Annotated in this window: 19 protein-coding genes; 7 read left to right on the top strand and 12 right to left on the bottom strand. The window is 61.6% G+C overall.

Annotation, left to right across the window (positions count from 1 at the left end):
• Positions 1-594, bottom strand: coding sequence for a dTDP-4-dehydrorhamnose 3,5-epimerase (gene rfbC, locus G405_RS0105230; RefSeq protein WP_022700456.1), 594 nt, complete (start codon positions 592-594; stop codon positions 1-3).
• A gap of 400 nt (positions 595-994) precedes the next feature.
• Between rfbC and G405_RS0105220 the strand changes: the two genes are divergently transcribed.
• From G405_RS0105220 to G405_RS0105200, 5 genes are all read left to right on the top strand, one after another.
• The gene (locus G405_RS0105220) at positions 995-1,252 is read left to right on the top strand and encodes a hypothetical protein (RefSeq protein WP_022700454.1); all 258 of its coding nucleotides are present in this window, start codon (positions 995-997) and stop codon (positions 1,250-1,252) included.
• A gap of 54 nt (positions 1,253-1,306) precedes the next feature.
• Positions 1,307-2,416, top strand: a complete 1,110-nt coding sequence (locus G405_RS0105215; RefSeq protein WP_156861372.1) for a hypothetical protein — start codon at positions 1,307-1,309, stop codon at positions 2,414-2,416.
• Between the two features lie 180 nt (positions 2,417-2,596).
• Complete coding sequence (locus G405_RS0105210; protein WP_022700452.1) at positions 2,597-4,381, top strand: GspE/PulE family protein; 1,785 nt, start codon at positions 2,597-2,599, stop codon at positions 4,379-4,381.
• A 14-nt stretch (positions 4,382-4,395) separates the two neighbouring features.
• Positions 4,396-5,091: a class I SAM-dependent methyltransferase gene (locus G405_RS16415; protein WP_022700451.1), complete on the top strand. Its 696-nt coding sequence runs from the start codon at positions 4,396-4,398 to the stop codon at positions 5,089-5,091.
• A gap of 2 nt (positions 5,092-5,093) precedes the next feature.
• Positions 5,094-6,293, top strand: a complete 1,200-nt coding sequence (locus G405_RS0105200; protein ID WP_022700450.1) for a type II secretion system F family protein — start codon at positions 5,094-5,096, stop codon at positions 6,291-6,293.
• Between the two features lie 14 nt (positions 6,294-6,307).
• Here G405_RS0105200 and G405_RS16410 read toward each other — a convergent pair whose 3' ends face one another.
• A complete protein-coding gene (locus G405_RS16410) occupies positions 6,308-7,021 on the bottom strand; it encodes a methyltransferase domain-containing protein (protein WP_022700449.1) in 714 nt (237 codons plus the stop codon).
• 161 nt (positions 7,022-7,182) lie between these two features.
• On the opposite strand from G405_RS16410, the gene gspG reads away from it, so the two are divergent.
• Together gspG and G405_RS15065 are read left to right on the top strand one after the other, a co-directional pair.
• Complete coding sequence (gene gspG / locus G405_RS0105190; protein WP_022700448.1) at positions 7,183-7,641, top strand: type II secretion system major pseudopilin GspG; 459 nt, start codon at positions 7,183-7,185, stop codon at positions 7,639-7,641.
• Between the two features lie 3 nt (positions 7,642-7,644).
• Positions 7,645-8,058 carry a pilus assembly FimT family protein gene (locus G405_RS15065; RefSeq protein WP_022700447.1) on the top strand — a complete coding sequence of 138 codons (414 nt, stop codon included), beginning with the start codon at positions 7,645-7,647 and terminating at the stop codon, positions 8,056-8,058.
• Here the strand turns inward: G405_RS15065 and G405_RS0105180 are convergent.
• From G405_RS0105180 to G405_RS0105135, 10 genes are all read right to left on the bottom strand, one after another.
• Entirely contained in the window at positions 8,055-8,471 is a 417-nt protein-coding gene (locus tag G405_RS0105180) for a PulJ/GspJ family protein (RefSeq protein ID WP_022700446.1), read from the bottom strand. The genes G405_RS15065 and G405_RS0105180 overlap by 4 nt on opposite strands.
• Positions 8,468-9,091, bottom strand: coding sequence for an A24 family peptidase (locus G405_RS0105175; RefSeq protein ID WP_022700445.1), 624 nt, complete (start codon positions 9,089-9,091; stop codon positions 8,468-8,470). The genes G405_RS0105180 and G405_RS0105175 overlap by 4 nt, the downstream gene beginning before the upstream one ends.
• 9 nt (positions 9,092-9,100) lie before the next feature.
• Positions 9,101-11,251, bottom strand: a complete 2,151-nt coding sequence (locus G405_RS0105170) for a secretin N-terminal domain-containing protein (protein WP_084683414.1) — start codon at positions 11,249-11,251, stop codon at positions 9,101-9,103.
• Positions 11,248-11,736, bottom strand: coding sequence for a hypothetical protein (locus G405_RS0105165; protein WP_022700443.1), 489 nt, complete (start codon positions 11,734-11,736; stop codon positions 11,248-11,250). Before G405_RS0105165 ends, G405_RS0105170 begins: the two co-directional genes overlap by 4 nt.
• Entirely contained in the window at positions 11,733-12,317 is a 585-nt protein-coding gene (locus tag G405_RS0105160; RefSeq protein ID WP_028284550.1) for a hypothetical protein, read from the bottom strand. Before G405_RS0105160 ends, G405_RS0105165 begins: the two co-directional genes overlap by 4 nt.
• On the bottom strand, positions 12,314-13,363 hold the full coding sequence (locus tag G405_RS0105155; protein ID WP_156861370.1) for a hypothetical protein: 1,050 nt from the start codon (positions 13,361-13,363) through the stop codon (positions 12,314-12,316). The genes G405_RS0105160 and G405_RS0105155 overlap by 4 nt, the downstream gene beginning before the upstream one ends.
• The gene (locus G405_RS0105150) at positions 13,317-14,363 is read right to left on the bottom strand and encodes a type II secretion system protein GspK (protein ID WP_022700440.1); all 1,047 of its coding nucleotides are present in this window, start codon (positions 14,361-14,363) and stop codon (positions 13,317-13,319) included. The genes G405_RS0105155 and G405_RS0105150 overlap by 47 nt, the downstream gene beginning before the upstream one ends.
• Positions 14,360-15,028: a type II secretion system protein gene (locus G405_RS15060; protein ID WP_022700439.1), complete on the bottom strand. Its 669-nt coding sequence runs from the start codon at positions 15,026-15,028 to the stop codon at positions 14,360-14,362. Before G405_RS15060 ends, G405_RS0105150 begins: the two co-directional genes overlap by 4 nt.
• An 88-nt stretch (positions 15,029-15,116) precedes the next feature.
• Positions 15,117-16,145, bottom strand: a complete 1,029-nt coding sequence (locus G405_RS15055) for a glycosyltransferase family 2 protein (protein WP_022700438.1) — start codon at positions 16,143-16,145, stop codon at positions 15,117-15,119.
• Positions 16,142-17,071 carry a sulfotransferase family protein gene (locus G405_RS0105135; RefSeq protein ID WP_022700437.1) on the bottom strand — a complete coding sequence of 310 codons (930 nt, stop codon included), beginning with the start codon at positions 17,069-17,071 and terminating at the stop codon, positions 16,142-16,144. Before G405_RS0105135 ends, G405_RS15055 begins: the two co-directional genes overlap by 4 nt.
• Positions 17,072-17,219 lie beyond the last annotated feature (148 nt).

Genomic DNA, 17,219 nt, shown 5'->3' with positions numbered 1-17,219 from the left:
CTATGCTCCCTCCCACCCCGCCGGGAAGAGCGGGGCCACGTCTTTCAGGCGCGGGGCGGCGGCGTCTTTATCCGACAGAACCGGATCGTCCACCCCCCAGTCGACGCCCAGATCGGGGTCATTATAGGCCACCGATCCATCGTGTTCCTTGGAGTAATAGTCGGTCACCTTATAGGCAACCCGGGTGTTGTCGGTCAGCGTCACAAAGCCATGCAGGAAACCGGGCGGAACCCAGAGCTGGCGGCCGTTCTCCTCGCTCAGCTCCACCGCCGCCCACTGGCCATAGCTGTCAGAGCCGTCTCGCACATCCACCACCACATCGCGGATCGCGCCCGTCATCACGCCGACCAGCTTGCCCTGGGCGTGCGGCGGCGACTGATAATGCAGGCCGCGCAGCGTGCCGGCGTGTGCCGAGAAAGACAGATTGTCCTGCACGAAGCGCACGTCGAAGCCGGCCTCGGCCAGGCGGCGCTGATTATAGCTCTCGCTGAACCAGCCCCGCGAATCGCCAATCCGGGCGGGCGTGATCACGAGCGGCGCGTCGGGCAGGGACTCAAACCGGGGTTTGAACGGCGGCAAGGGAGAAACGGACATGAAAGCTCTGGCGCTGGAATGGAAGGCCTCTCGACCTACCCTAACACTGCGCGTCTGCAAACCCGCCGATGCGCCCGGTCGGGATTGTGCAGCGCGCTAGCGCCTCATTAACCTTACGCGGTCTATCTCTTGCCTTGCATGGGTCCCTGTTTGCAGGGCGGAGACGGCGTGCGTTGCGCGAATGTGACACACGCGACTTCGAACGCGTAAGCTGTGATCATGTACGCGGTTCGGGCGAATAAACGGTTGACACCACAGCCGCCTCTCGCCTTTACTCCGCGATGTTCGGCGCCTCGCTTGAGGGGGGCGTGAAACCGTGTTCTCTGCAGGAGCACGACAAATTCATGTTTGGCCCCATGGCGCTGAACAGCCATGGCTATATCAATTGGGGGATACCCAGATGAAACTGACGAAACTTCTCACCGGCGCAGCGGTTGCTGCCCTACTCACTGGCGCTGCTAACGCGCAGCTCGTCGTTGTCGACACTGACACTGACACCTCCGTCGAGTTTGCGTCGCAGGTCGACCTTGCTGCGGCTGCGTATCAAGACGAGCTCACAATTACGCTCAGCGCGGCTGACTACACCGCGATTACTGCTTTGGCGCCGACCGATGACGTAAACCTTTCGTTGACGCTTGACGGTGGTCTGTCTTTCTAGACGTTTCTGAGCAATGCAAACTCCACCCAAGGCGGTGTAGCAAACGCCAGCTGTGTGTTTGTAATTAGCTCTGGTGGCGCGAACGGTGGTCAATCCGTCTCTTTCGCAGGTGACGCATCCTTTGACCCGACATCTTGCGTCGGTGCTGGCGCAAATGAGAACATTCAGATCACACTGCCGATCGATATCGAAGGTGTGGGTAATGTTGCTTATGAGCTGACCCTTGATTCTACTGGCGCTGTTCTTGCGTCTGGCGAGTATGATGCCGATCCGGCCCCGACCGCGACCCAAGATTTCTACACGGCTCGCAACTCTCTCGATGTGACCTTCACGACGGACACCGCGGCCCCCGAGCTGGACGACAGCTATGAGCTGTTCGACGGCAGCGTTACGACCGATGTGGTCGGCACGCTTCAGGTTGATGATGTCGACGGTGGTGCAACTATCTACTCTGTCTCGGTTGGCGGTGCGTCTGTGCCCTTCGACACTGCGACTGCAGCACAATTTGATGGTGCTGAGCTGGTGGTGACGGTTCCGTCCCCGGCAGGTATCGCAAGCGTCACCCTGGCCGGCATTGGCACTGAAAATCTGGATGCCAATGGTCAAGCGACTTTTGCTCTCACTAACGCCAACCTGACCGCCCTTGCTGCAGCCCCGGTGAACATTTCACTGGTTGCTGACACCACCACCCCGGCAGCGATTGCGAACCAAGACATCTCGGCTGATCTGACGTTTGATGAAGCCACTGGCTCTGATCTCAACGTCGATGATGTGCTGGGCGCGGCTGTTGGTAACGTGGTTCGTGAAGGCTCCAACACGGGTCTGTTTGAGTGGGTTGGCGACACTTCTGCCAGCACCTCGAATGTGTTCCGTGCAACCGGTCTCGGCGCCACCCTGCCGACCATCCGCGTGACCCTCGCCAACTCCACCGCTGACGTGGACGACGAGTACGTGATGACCCCGGCTGGTACGCTGACCAACGGTGAACTGATCCTGACCGAGGCTGACATCGAAGCTGCTGTGGGCTCTGCCTTCGGCCGCGCTGATGTCTCCTTCTCCTTTGAAGCGGCCGGCGTGAACGTGCGTCGCTTTATGGTGACCAATGGCATCGTGTCTGAGAACTCCACCGATTACACTGTCCCTGGCGGCGAAATCGGCGGCTAATCCTTCTGATCTTCGGATCATCGGATGGGAAAGGGCGGCTTCGGCCGCCCTTTCTTTTTGTCTGGAGGTCTGGTGGATCGGCGCGAATTGACTGAAGGCGGCGGCTGTCCCCGGATGAGAGATGCAGTATGCTCTGGCCATGAGCGCCAGGCTGAGCGGCGTATCGGGGCAGGTGGTTTCATGGACGACAGACGGATTGGCGACATTCTGCTGGAACGCGGCTTTGTGACCGCGACCGATGTGGAACGCGCTGCGCGCTATCAGGGCGAGATCGGAGCGCTGTTCGGCCAGGCTTTGCTCAGATTGGGCGCGGTTTCTGAAGACGTGCTGCTGTCCGCCCTGTCTGATCAGCTGGATCTGCCCGTCCTGACGCCGGATCAACTGCCTGATGCGCCATCGCTCTATCGTCAGGCGGCGGATTCGCTGGGCGTGTCCGTGGACTGGCTCCTCTTGCATGATACCGTACTCTGGTTCGCACCCGCGGAAGGGGAGGAGGCGTCCTCATCAGACTTGGGTGAGGCCATTGGCGAGACGGCGGCTCCGGATTTCAGCGGCCGCACCTTGATCGTCTTCGCTCGGTCGCCGATGGATCCGGCCTTGCACGAAACCCTGTCGCGGCATGCGCAGGGCGACGTGCAGATCGTGCTCGGCCCCAATCGTTTGCTGGACACCGCCCTTGCGGGCCTGCGTTCGGCGGGGCGGGTGCAGTCGCGTGACGATATGGACGACGCGCAGCGCCTGCGCGAGATGGCGGAAGAGGCGCCGGTCATCGATTTTGTGAACGGCGTGTTTGAAGATGCGCTGCAGCGGCGCGCCTCGGATATCCATATCGAGCCGTTTGAAAGCCATTTCCAGATCCGCTTCCGCGTCGATGGCGTTCTGCACCAGATGCAGACCCTGCCGCGCGCCCGCTTTGACGCCGTGGCGAGCCGGATCAAGCTGTTGTCCAATATGGATATCGCCGAGCGCCGTCTGCCCCAGGATGGCCGCCAGTCGGTGCGGTTCGCCGGTCAGGATATTGATCTGCGCGTCTCTTCCCTGCCCGGCGCCTGGGGAGAAAGTCTTGTGCTGCGCCTCTTGCGCAAGCAGCAGGAATTGCCAAGCCTTGAGGGATTGGGGCTTGAAGGCCACGCCATGAGCGTGTTCCAGCAGCTGATCGCCGAGCCGAACGGCGTGATTCTCGTCACGGGCCCCACGGGGTCGGGCAAGTCCACCACGCTCTATCGTGGTCTGGAGCTTGTGAATGATGGCGAGCGCAAGATCATCACCATTGAAGATCCGGTCGAATACGACATGGCCGGCATCACCCAGGTCCAGGCGCGGTCCGAGATCGGCTACACCTTCGCCAAGGGGCTCCGCGCCATTCTGCGTCAGGACCCGGATGTCATCATGATCGGTGAGATTCGTGATGGTGAAACCGCATCCATCTCCGCCCAGGCGGCGCTCACGGGGCACCTGGTGCTGTCAACGCTTCACACCAATTCCGCGCTGGCGGCGATCGAGCGCCTGATTGATCTGGGGGTTGAGCCTTTCCTTGTCTCCTCGGCCCTGCGCGGGCTCATGGGCCAGCGGCTGGTGCGGCGCTTGTGCGAACATTGCGCCCGCCCCGCAGACGCCGACGATGTGCGTTTGGGCGAAAAGATGTTGGCCGAAGCGCGCAGCGACGGCGCGGTCGGTCTGCCGTCGCATTCCCAATGGCGCAGCGCGGACGGCTGCCATCATTGCGGCGGGCAGGGCTATACAGGCCGGGTGGCCGTGTTTGAAGCGGCGCGCGTGACGCCGGCCCTGCGCAGCGCCATCAATGACCGGGCGGACGCGGCGGGCCTGCTGGCCGCTGCGCGTCAGGACGGCTATCTGACCATGCTGGAAGATGGTTTGATCAAGGCGTCCCAAGGCGTCACCTCAATCGGTGAGATCTTGCGGGTTCTGGGCGCGGGGCAGATGCGTCAACAGGCCAGGGCCTGAACGGAGACGAAGCGATGAGTGCGCAGTACAGCCATTACGACGCCCTTGAAAATATGAAAAAGGCCGTGGCGGACGGTCATCATCGCGCCGTGATCGGCGGCATGTGGGATGAGCTGGGCGCGCTTCAGAAACGCTTTCTGTTGTCCCAGGGGCTCAAGCCCCACCATCGTTTCATCGATATGGGCTGCGGCTCCTTGCGGGCGGGCGTGCCGCTGACCGAGTATCTCGACCCGGACCGCTATTACGGCGTGGATATCAGCGCTGACCTGCTTGAGGCTGGGTATGAGCGCGAGATCGTTCCCGCCGGGCTCGACGCCAAACTGCCGCGCGATCATCTGGCTGCGAACGCGGACTTCGACGCGACCGGCTTTGGCGTGAGCTTTGACTATGGCATCGCCCAGTCGGTCTTCACCCATATGCCGATTGCGCGCCTGACCGATTGTCTGACGGCGCTGGCGCCGGTGTTCGCGGAAGGCGGCCGGTTCTATGTGACCTTCTTTGAGCGCCCGGCGGAGACGCCCGCCGATGCGCCCTTGCCCCATGAGCCAGGCGGGGTTGTGACCTATCCGGACCGTGACCCCTATGACACCACGATCGCGGCGCTCTCCGCCGCGACGCCCCAAGGCTGGCGGCTGGATGTTCTGAACCATTGGGATCATCCTCGCGATCAGCGCATGGCCCTGTTTGTGCGCGAAACCGGTCAGGACTGATCATGCCCACCTATCTCTATCGCGGTTTGAATTCTGACGGCGCAGAGGTGGACGGCCGCCTGACAGCCGCTGATGAGGTGGAGGCTCTGCGTCAGCTTGAAGTGCAGCGCATCGCGCCTTTCAAACTCAATGAAGCAGGATTGGAGCCGCGCAAATACGAGCGCAAGAAGGCGCGCCCTCAGGACCGCTTCCGCTTCATGCGGCAATTGTCGGTGTTGCTGAAAGCCGGTACGCCCTTGCTGGACGCGTTTGATTCGCTGAGCGCGGACGAGCCGTGCAAGGACCTGGCGGAGCAAGCCTTGAGCGTACGGCGGGATTTGCGGTCCGGGGCGCAGCTCTCGCTGGCCATGCGAGACGGGTTTCCTGACCTTCCGGCCTATGCGCCGCGCCTGATCGAGCTGGGTGAGGCGACGGGGCAATTGCCCAAGGCGCTGGCCGATATTTCCTCCCAGATGGAGCATGACCTGAAAGCGGCGTCGGAGATCCGCAATGCGCTGGCCTATCCGGCGTTTTTGGCGGTCGCGGGCGTGTTCGCCATTGTCTTCATCTTCCTGTTCGTGGTGCCGCGCTTCGCCAATCTGCTCGGCGATGACCGAAGCTCCTTGCCGGCGCTGTCGCGCTGGGTGATCGAGACCGGCGTCTTCATGAGCGAGAACATGGTTCAGACCGGGCTGTTCGTCGCGGGGGCGGCAGCGGTCGTGTTTGCGCTGTCACGCAATAAAGGCGTTCGAACCAGCGTGTCCGAACTGATGCACCGGATGCCGGTGGTCGGCAGCTTTCTGACGGCCTCGGAAGTGGCGCGCTGGGCGCGGGCGTGCGGCACGGCGTTGTCTGGCGGCGCGCCGCTGGTGGACGCCCTGGTGCTGGCGGAATCTGCGGTCACGTCGGCTCGGCGCAAACAAGGCCTGGCCGAGGCGCGACGCGCCATCCGCTCAGGCGAGCCCATAGACGCCGCGCTCAAAACCCATGCCGGATTTGACTCAATGACGGTCAATCTGGTGCGCACCGGTCGGGCGTCGGCCAGCCTTGATGAAATGCTGCTCTTTGTCGCCGACCTCTATGAGGAAGAATCGCGCAACCGGGCCAAGCGGCTGACCTCTCTGGCTGAGCCGCTCGCCATTTTGTTCATCGCCATGGTGGTCGGCACGATCGTGATCAGCCTGGTGCTGGCGATGACCAGCATTTACGACATCGCGATCTAGTCGCGAGGTTGCGCTCAGGCGCGCCAGCGCTTCGCGGGTTTGCCCGCCAAGCCCAATTGATCATCGAGCGCTTCGAGACGGCGCGGGTCCCGCGCGATCGCCGCCCATTGCGCGCCCGGATGGTGCCAGTTGATCAACTTCATCACCATGCCATTGTCCGCGCATTGCTGGTCGAGCCAGGGTTTGGGATAGGGCACGTTGAACGGATAGGTCCAGTCCGCCTCGGGCAGGGGCGTGTCGTCCTCGCCCAGAATGAAGCTGAACAGGAACAGGCCGTCCTGTTTCAGGCTTTGCGCTGCAGTCCGGATCAGGTTCGCGGTCTGCTTCGGGCCTGAATGGGTGATGATGGATTGCGCCATGATGAAGTCGAACTCGACGTCAAACACGCTGCAGTCAAATGTGTCGTCATTGGAAAACAGCGGCGCTTTCAGCGTGCGCAGCTGACCGCCGGTTTCATGGGTGAAGCCGTCCTGGATCAGCCAGTCATGGGGCTCGATCCCATAGTACTTGCCGCGCAGCAGGAACGGGATCAGGCATCGTCCCAGACGCAGCGAACCACAGCCGAAATCAAGCACGGTGTCTGTTTCCTCAAGACCCAGAGCCGTCAGCAGGTTCATCTGCAGCAAACCGAGCAAGCCATAGCGGCCCGGCGGGCCCACATAGGCGCGGTAATGGTCATCACCGGCTGAAAGCTGGTTGGCGTCGGTTGCGGAAAGATGGCGGGTCATGTTCGGCTCCTCTGGGTTCAAGAGCTATATCAGCGCCTTGCCCGTGCGAAAACCGATCAAACCGCACTTGCGTCTTTCATTGCCCGTTTGGCGGGTGGTATGAGTGTCTGAAGCGGCGAGGGGAGCCGCGTATGACACTCCAGTATCGGTGAGGTGCGCCCATGATCAGTCTGGCTCGACGCTTTCAGCCCATCACGCGGGCGACGCGGAAGACGCGCTCGGGGTATTCTCTCATGGAAGTCCTGATCGCGGTGGCGATCATCGCTGTCCTGGCGACCTTGGTGGGGCCGCGCCTTTTGGGGCAGCTGGACCGGGCGAATGTAACGGCTGCGGAGACGCAAATCCGTATGATTGAAACCGCGCTCGACACTTTGCGGTTGGATATTGGGCGCTACCCGACTGAAGAAGAAGGCTTGGCCCTTCTCGTCACTCCCAATGAAGCGGTGATAGGCATGTGGGCCGGTCCCTATCTTGATGGGGATGACGGAGTGCCGGCCGACCCCTGGGGGCGCCCATATCAATACCGGGTGGGCGGCGGTTCTGATCGCGGCCAGGTCTTCTCGTACGGCGCTGATGGTCAGGAAGGCGGATCGGGTCTCGACGCCGATATCGGCCTGTAAGCCATGACCGGTGGGCTGAGTCGCGCCCTCCTGGCTGTTCGGGCGGGGTACTCCCTTCTCGAGGTGATTGTGGTGGTTGCGATCCTGGGGATTGCGGCCACTCTCAGCGGACCCTCCATCGGCCGTATGATCACGGGCCAGCAGGCCCAGCAAGTCGTGCGCGGCGTGGCGACCGAGATGGGGGCCTTGCGGGCCGAAGCCTTCCTCAACAACGTCGCGTTTAGCGCAGATGACGTCCAGACCCGTCTGGAGGCGCACATCCCGTCTGACTGGCGTATCGAAGTGGATGAAACCCTTCATCTCGCGTCCAGCGGATATTGTACGGGGGCAGGCGTGGCTATAATCGCGCCAGCGGGGCGCCGCTGGGCGTTCGATGTGTCTGAGGGCGATTGCGCCCTCAGGCCGACGACATCCTAGAGCTGGGTCGGATCGCGGACCTGGATCCAGCCTACGCGCCGGATCGTCAGATCTCTCCGGGTATCGCCGTTTTCGAGCGTCGCCTGGACTTCAAACAGTCCCACCCCCCAGATGCTTGATCCCAGATAGCCGTCGGCAGGGCTTTCTGACGCAAGCTCACGGCTCTCCCAGCTGAGCCGCCAGTCGCCAAGCTGCATGTCGCCTGAGGGCTGGGCGATCGGGTCAATCGTTTGCAGCACGGCCAGAGCGCTTTCCTGTGCGTCCAGCAGATCTGACGCGGTTTGAAGCCGCGCGGCGGTGTTCGCCAGAGTTTGCTGAAACGCGTAGAGCGGAATGATGGCGATCGCCAGCAGGGCGACCGCGACCAGCGTCTCCATCACAGAAAAGCCGGGCCGGGTGCGGATCGAAGTCATGACAGTCTGTCTACGATAAACGCCAGGATGAAACCAGCAGCGAGACCGGGCGCGAAAGGGAGACGGGTCTGGCGGCGCGCTTTTAAAAGCACACCCAGAATCAATGTGAGTGCGGCGCCGACGCCCACGCCGAGCGCGGCTGTGACAGGTGGGCACCATAACCCCAAGGCGCCGACGAGCACGATGTCACCGCCGCCTAATCCCATCTCGCCGCGTCTCAACCGGCCATACAATCCTGCCAGTCCCAGAATCCCCATGGCCAGAAAGGCGGCGATCACCATGTCCAGACGTGTGAGACCAGGCGTCAGGAGCGGCGCCGCCATCAGGGCGGCGAGCGCGATTATGACGCTCGTGAGGTCGGCGAGCACGCCAAAGCGCCAATCCATGCTCACGGAGACGCATAGGGCAGTCATCGCGGCCAGAATTGCGCTGGCGAGGATCAGGTCGCGGGTGAGACCATAGGCGGCGAAGGCCAGAAGCCCGCCTATCCCGCCACAGAGGGTGGGGCTGATGCGGGACGCGGCGCCCGTATGCTGCACGCTGATTTCACGATCTATCCAGACAGCGGACAGGCTGGCCAGTACGCCCGCAAGCAGCGCCAGACCTGTCAGCAGGGTCATGTCTGATCCTTAGTCTTGTTCCGCTTCCTGATCCGCGGCTTCGCCCCCAGCGGCGCGAATCTGGAAGGGTTCGCTGGGCGGCAAGAGCGTGCCGTTGGCGCGGGTCTGGTTATGGAAATTATCGTTTAGGGCGCGCACCAGGGTGTCGACCACCTGCTGGCGGTCATTGCGGGTGTCGAGCACGAAGGGCGTGACCAGAACCACCAGCATGGTGCGTGTCGCGTTCAGGGTTTCACTGCGGAAGGGCGTGCCCAGGATCGGGACGTCCTTGAGCAGCGGGATACCAGAATTGCCGCGCGTGAACCGGTTTTCTATCAGGCCGCCCAGAACCGCCGTCTGGCCGTCTTGCAAAGACAGTTGGGAATTCATCGACCGGGTGGAGATGAGCGGGCTGGATATGGCGGAGTTGTTGTTGGCTTCCGCCGCGCTGGTTTCCTGAGAAATCTCAAGATCAATACGATTGCCTGAGTACACCCGCGGGGTAACGCTCAACAGCACGCCTGTGCTGCGGTACTGGACGGTCTGCAGCACATCGGTCGAGCCGCTGGACTGTGAGTTCGCTGCGCGTTGCGTGGTGATGATCGGCACATCATTGCCGACCTGGACCGTGGCTTCGGTGCCCGAACGGGCCACGATGCGCGGCGTCGACAGCACATTGACCTGGCTGTTATTGGCGGTCGCGCTGGCGTTCAGGGTGACCTGGCCCGTACGGACCGTGCCCGAGAAGCTGCCGTTACTGGTCAGAGACGTGCTGAAAGTCGGCGCGATTTCAGAGTCAAACACCGCATCGAGGCCATAAGATGAATCGTCGGTCAGCGTGACTTCGGCGATGGTGACTTCGATCATCACTTCAGGCACTGGCGTGTCCAGCTGGCGCGCCAGGCTGACGAATTCGTCATACTGGGCTTGCGTTCCGTAATAGATGACGCGATTGCCTTGCTCATCCACGGTGATGTTTTCAAAGCGGGTGTTGCCGCCGCTTTCACCGGATGAGGCTTCTGTAGAGGAAGCCTCAGGTGCGCCGCCTGTTCCGCCTGCGCCGGTTGCGCCCATCACGCCGGCAATGATTTCGGCAAGCGCGGTCGCTTCTGTATTCTGAGCCTGGTAGACATGTGCGGAACGCACTTCACCGTTGAAGGCCTCGCGGTCGAGGCGCACAGCCAGCGCAAGCGCCCGGTCCGCCAGATCGCGCGAGGCGGCGAAGATCATGACCTGATTGGTGAAGTCGAGCGGCAGCAGGGTCAGTGTTCGCGGCGCGGTGACGCCGACCCCGACCATATAGCCTTCAAGCGTCATGATCTGGCTCATGGACGCGGCCAGCTCTGCTGCGTCCCAATTGCGAACCCTGACCGTGACCACTTGCGTGCCCGCGAACCGCAATTCATCCATCTCCTGGACAATGGACATGGCGGCGTTGACGTCTTCGGCCAGTCCGCTGAGGGTCAGCGTGTTCAACAGGCGGTTATTGTTGATGGTCAGGACATCCCTGTCAGGGAAAGCCTGCTGCAGGATTTGCTGCATGTCTGCAGCGTCGATCGCCTGCAATTCGACGAACTGGACCACAGGGCGCAAGTCCGACGGAACATTGGCATGGGCGCGGGCGCGGATGAAACGCGGCATCTGGGCGCGCAGCTCCGAGAGTTCCACAATACGGAAGAGGCCGTCGTTATAGGTTACGCCCAGTCCGTAATCTTGCAGGGCTTGTTCAATCAGCGCCAAGAAAGTCGCAGGCGCCATATCATTGACGCTTCTTAGCGAAATCAGTTCCTGACGCTCGGCCACATTGGGGCCAAGACTGAAAGGCTGTTCCAGAATGTCGCTGAAAATGGTGTTGATGAAGACCGGCAGCGGCTGTGGCGGCAAGGTGACGTTGATCGAGGCTTCAGGCAGTTGCGGCGTATCTTGATATGAGACATCGCCGTTGCGGCCGGAATTGCGCAGCGATGGCACGGTGTTCCGTGTGACGGATGGAACCGTTTGCTCGGGAATGACCCCGCTATCCAATTCCTGTTGCGTTGTGTTGCGTGTCTCGTTCGCGTCCTGGGTCGAAGCCGCGTCAGGCAGGACAAGCCATTCAGGGCGAGTCGGACCGCCTTGTGTCGCACAGCCTGCAGCAAAGAGCGCAGTCGCGCAGGCGAGTGAAATGCGATGTGCGTTCATTGTGTGTCAGGCTCCGCCTTGAAAACCTCAATACGACGAGATTGCTCGCCCTTGATCAGAAGGACTGAAGTCGAGTCAATATTTTGAATGATCCAGCCGTCCGCCAGCTGGTCCCCGATCTCGCGCACTTGCGCCCCCTCGTCGTCACCATAAAGAAAGATCCGCCAGACGTCTTCCCGTTTGACAAGCGCGGAAAGGGAGGGGTCATTCAATGATTGCTCAAGCTCTGCGAGGGTTTGCGCTGCGTTCGCAGTCTCAGCTCCGTCATCGTCGGGCCGAAGCCGCGCATTTGGAAACAGATCCGATTGGTAAATCGACTGGACATACCGATCAACGTCGTCTGAGGCTGCGAGTTGCGGGGTGTTCAGACCTGTATTGCGTCCTGACGGGGCTTGGCCATTTGTGGCCACACCGTTGAACAGCCCCGCCAAGAGCGCGAGACAAGCTGCGATGGCGGCGGCGAACAACCGAAAGCGTGATGTCATGACGCGGCCTCCTGCGGTCCGATACGTGCAGGGGCCTGCAACCTGATATCGAGCGCTCCATTACTGCGCCGCCAGTCAAAGCGTGTGATCACAAGCTGGTTTTCGGTTCGGCTGAGTTCCTGAAACAGCGCCAGGAATTGGCCATCCGTATCCCGGGCCGTCAGGGAGACTTCGAAGGTTTGCGCCTGCGCGCCCAAAGAGTCTGGCGCTGATTCCACATTGACCCGAACGCGGGTCAGCTCGGCGTTGCGGGCCGCACGTTCCACCGCGCCTTGTAACTGAGCGGCGACAATGCCGTTGGTGTCGCCTTCCCAGAAACCCGCCTGGGTTTGTTGCAGTTGGGCTTGCAAGTCCGCGGCTTGCTCAAGCCAGTTCTGATCACTGAGAAGGCTGAGCTCCAGGCGCTGAGCGCGCTGCAATTCTTCAACATCCTGACGCAGGCTTGAGACATTGGCGCTCAGCTCGCCCAGGCCCCAGACCGCGAGGATAATCACAAGAGCCGCGAGGCCGGCCATGGCTCTGGGCGTGGCTTGCTCGCGCAGTTGCCTGCCCCATTGGCTGTCACGCATACGCTGGATCATTGCGCGCTCTCCAGCTGGGCGGTCAGAAGCCATTCTCCAGTGCCTCGCCCTGGTTCCAGTCTGACGCTGTTCATAAGCGGGTTATTCTCCATCGCACGAACCAACGCTTCCGGAGCGAAATCGGCATCCGCGTTCAGAGTCAACGACAGAAGGTCATCATTCTGCTCAAAGGCGTCCAGCCGTATGGAGAAGCGGGCGAGCTCCTCGCTGACGCTGGCCAGCAGCTCGGCGGGATGACGGCGATTGAGCGCCTGAGCGTACAGCGCCAGCTCGTTGGATGCGGTTTGTGCTATCAGGCGCGCCTCACCGATTTCAGCGGTCTCTTCAGACAGGGCGGACAGTTCGGCGCTGGCTGAGGCGCGCGTCTGACTCAAATGCGCCCATTGTCCCAGCAAATAAAGACCGGGTACGGCGATGCAGAGCAGGGCCAGGGCGGTCATGTCGCGCAGGCTGATGGATTTCACCCTGTCCACAAGCGCTGTGTAAGGTTGGCTGTGTGCGGGGCGGTCGGTCAGGATGAGGTCTTCAGCGACAGGTCGGTGCTGATCTGCGCCGGTTGAACGCGTCACGCGCAGGAAACTGGCCCAGTCCGCGTCGCCAGGCTGGCTCGGCCACCACCGGCTCGCTTTCAGCTGGCCCTCGCTCCAGACCTGGCCTTCATATCCGTCAATCGTCGCCATCAGGCGCGCTCCGTCTTGCAAGGGCGGATGCAAGACTGTTTCGGGCAGGATTTCGCCTTCAAAATCGGTCAGGTCGGCCGTGAGGCTCTTGGGCCAGCTCCAGACCCCGATCTGATCCTTGCCCCAGTCGAAATAGAAGGCTGGGTCGGCGATTGGCGTGCGCGCCCGCGCGCTAAGCTTGGCGGCTTCATAGCGGCGCAGGCTTTGCCCGCCGGGCAGGGCGTTCATGGTCTCGAAATGGCAAAGCGCACGGCTGATGATGACCCGTTCGCCCAAGACCAGGCGTTCGACGGGCCCGCCCCGGCGCTCGACGCCGCGCCTAGCGCTCAGTACGGATTGAGGTCGGTTGGGGAAGCGGCGCGACATCGTCGAGTCTCTCAATTCGCAAAATGTTTTGCGTATAATCTCCCCCAATAGCGTACTTGCTGTGAACCACAAAGGGCGAGATCAGGCTGTTCGGGGTGAGTTCAATAACGGATCGCTGAGCCACACGTGCATCCGGGGTGTGGGAGACCAGCGTCAACAGCGGCCCCGGGGCGCTGATGTTGCTCAGAGGGTCACGGATAATGTCAAACGCGTCAGCGCCGATTTGCCCGAAGCGCGTATAGGTCCTGTTGGCGTAGTTCGCATGCGCATCGGCGATGGCTTCAGCACTGGCGTCTGGCATCAAAATACCCAGCAGCGCTTCAGACGTCAGTCTGGGGTTGAGCCGATCACTTCTACGGGTGCGCATCGTCAGCAGCAATCTGGCTGGATCGTCACAAACGGGAGATGCCTCCCAGTACTTGATCGCACAAAGCTCCAAGGCGTCGCGTAAGGGTTTGTTGGTCGGCAGACCCGGCTGATCATAATCTGACGCTTCAGCGCCGCTGAGCGTTCTCAGATCATCTTCATCCTGGTAATCGCGTAGCGCAGCCGCATACCTGGAATGGTTGGTCCTGGGGATGCCAAACAGTGAGAGGATGTCGGAGACATAGGCTGGGTCCGAGCTGGCCGCGTTCAGAAAGGTCTGATCATCGTATAGCCGAATGATTACAGGCGTCGGCTGGCCGATTTGATACGGATGTCCGTTAGCGCGCACGACAGAGGAATCTGGTCTGGATGAGCTGGCGCCCAGAGCGAGCAGTGTGACATCGCTTTGAGCGCCAATCGCGACTCCATCAATCGTCATCGGCTCTGTCAGCATTTCATAGATCAGGCTTTGCTCGGCTGAAATGAGCGCGGTCTGGTATCGGATCTGATCTGAAAGCGCGCTGATGGTGCGCGTCGAACTGCGAACCTGTTCAGCCGCAATCGCTGCGACCAGTGCGATCACGATGATAGCTGCCAGCGTTAATGGCAGCGCATATCCGTTTCGTGTGGTCATGGTCCTAGAGTGCCTAACACGTCCTCAATCCGTGGCGTCGGCGGGGCGGTTGCCTGGATTTGAAAAACGATGATGTGCGCCTCTCCATTCGGCAGTTCAATTTCGGCGCGGATCGCTAAGGGCAAAGCCCGGAAGTAGGACTGATCAGATCGAGAGCGGAGACCGGACTGAAACGGCCATTCAGAGCGCCACACCCTGTCCGTCGGCTCGCCAGCGCGCGCAAAAAAGCCGCCTTGCCGTTCAAGCTCGGGTCCATAGTAAGAAAAACGACCCTGAGACTTGGGCCAATATGAAACTCGAAAGTCTCCTGACGGGTCCTCATACATGAGCGATACGCCGTCTGGCTCATTGATCAGACGAAGCGTATATCGCTGCGCATAAGGCCTGTCTGTCATGAGAGCCTGGCTCGTCAGCGCGCTGAATTGGGTTTCATCGCCAACAAACACGCCGGGTTCGTTCGTATATTCGGCGCGCGTGTTCTCCACAGTACGGCGGACGCCCGCCAGAGTGATGTAATCCTGAGACGCGTTCCGGGCGGCCTGTTCGATCCGCAAGCCGTTCGACGCAGAGGCGCGGACGGTTTCCAGCACCGTCGCTGCTAGGATCGCCGTCACCGCGAGCATGACAAGCACTTCAATCAGCGTGTACCCGGCGGAACGGTTCATGGTTTTCCAGATCGGTTCAAAAGCGCCCCTAGGCCATAGCACGGCTGAAAAGCGGTTTGAACGCGCTCGGCCTGTGTGCTGTGCAAAGTTAATCACGGCTGGAGACGCGCTCGCCTTTCCCGGTGAGCTTGGCGCCGCGTCGTGTCACCAGAACGGGCGACCAGATCATGGCGCGCATGAGGGATAAGACGGATCCGGTTCGGATGGCGCGCAAGCCCTTGCGTTGCCGCATCACCGCGCTCAAGCCCTGCCAGGCGGCGCCATAAGCGCGTTTGAGATAACCGCGCCGCTCTGTGTCGGCTCGCAGGTAAAGATAAAGGTTGATGGCCAGGTGAACCGGGGTCAGCACGGGCAGGAGCGCGGTCGGTGTGTTTTTGAAAAACACCCAGATCCGGTTGCGATGTCCGTGAAACAGAGTGAATTCCGAATGCCTGCCGGTAGTCCCCGAGCCGGCGTGATAGACGATCGCGTCCGTGAGCTGGATGCAGACCTGTCCTGTCAGGCGGACGCGATATCCGTAATCGACATCTTCGCAATAGCAAAAGAAGCTTTCGTCAAATCCGCCAAGCTCTAGAAAACGCTCGCGGTCATAGAAGGCGGCCGCGCCGCAGGGCGCGAAGGTCTCGCCCGCAGGCGGATTGTCTTTGAGGGGGCGGCCTTCCAGCGCCCGCCAGGCGACACCGCCCGCATACCAGACATCGCCGGCGCCATCGAGAATGTCCGGGTCATCCAACCGAAGTTGCGTCGAGCCGAACGCCGGACAGTCCGGCCAGCGCCGGGCGCCGTCCAGCAGGGCGTCCAGCCAGTTTGGCGCGACCCGGGTGTCCGGGTTCAGCAAGGCGATCCAGGGCGCGCGGGACTCGCGTGCGGCGCGGTTATTCCCGCCTGCAAAGCCCAGATTGGCGCCGGGTCTGTCGATGCGGAAACGCGCGTCCGGCAAGTCCAGCGTCTCCACGGCGCCGTCAGTGGAGGCGTTGTCGACGATCACCGCCTCGAAATCTGTAAAACTCTGCTTCGCCAGCGCATCCACGCAGGGCTGCAGAAAATCGCCGCTATTATAGGCGACGATGATGACGGTGATCTGCGGTGACGTCCTCGGGCTTGAAGCAGGCGTCATGATCGCCCACCCAGCAGCGGCCTGTCCGCGGAGAGAGATTCAAAGCGCTTCTGGATATATTGCTCGCCTGCTTCGCGCCCTTCCGCAGTCTCTGTCCTGGTCGCGGTGATGGCGTCGTATAGCGCCGCCGCCTCCTTGAAGCCGGCAAGCGCGCCCAACGTGTCGCGAATATCGGTTTCATGCGTTCCTGAAGAGTTCAGTCTGCGGTTCAGGAAAGCGACGCACTCCGAGCATGATGGCTCATTCAGAAACGCACAGATGTCACCCATCAGCGCTTCCGGGTCAGATTGCAGGCGGTCAAAGTCGACGCGGAAGACGCGGTCAGGGCCGAGCGCTCTTTCTGTGTTCCAGGCGGCGCGCACATGCTCCGTCCAGATGGCCACGGCCGCTTCGTGTTCGGTGGCGACGCCGCCGGCCACATCAAACTTTTCGAGCGAGGCGATGACGCCCTGCGGCGCACGCAGATGAAACAGGAATTGCGCGTCGGGGAACATTCGGGCCAGCGCCCAGGTGTAGAACGTGTTGATCGGCGCGCCGTCCACCCAGCGTGTCTTGGGGTGATCTGGATCGAGACGGATATGCAAGAACTCAGGATCGGCGAGTTGGTCGGCGCTGGGGCGGCCTTCGTCGCCATACTTGTCCATGAGCCGTCTGGCGAAAGCGTCATGAACCACGGCGTCGATCGCACGGCCCTTGTGCTCCAGGAACGCATCGAAGGGGAACCGGACATTGGAGAGATGAGAGAATTCTCCGCGTTCAGACCCCAGTCTGAACGATTGCAGGCTCGCCACGGCTTCTGCCGCGATCCAGGCCGTTTCCGGCATGGGCTGAATGTCGGGATGCTGGCCGAGCGCCCAGGTCATCACCGAAGTGCCCGAGCGCGGCGCGCCAATGATGAAAACGGGCCGGGGCGGTGACGTGGTCATGCGGGAAGAGCCTGGGGCGAACAGTAATCTGCACGAAGACAGCGTGTTTAGCATTTTTCCCTCCAGACGCAATCAAGCGCACACTTCCCGCCTTGACGGGGCGGCCCCGATGAGGGCTACACAGGTGGTCATGACAAGGCGCTGGCGG

It is taken from the genome of Oceanicaulis alexandrii DSM 11625 (genome assembly GCF_000420265.1).
Lineage (GTDB): Bacteria > Pseudomonadota > Alphaproteobacteria > Caulobacterales > Maricaulaceae > Oceanicaulis > Oceanicaulis alexandrii.
Note: the sequence above shows the minus strand (reverse complement) of the source record. Positions and strands in the feature narration are given on the sequence as shown.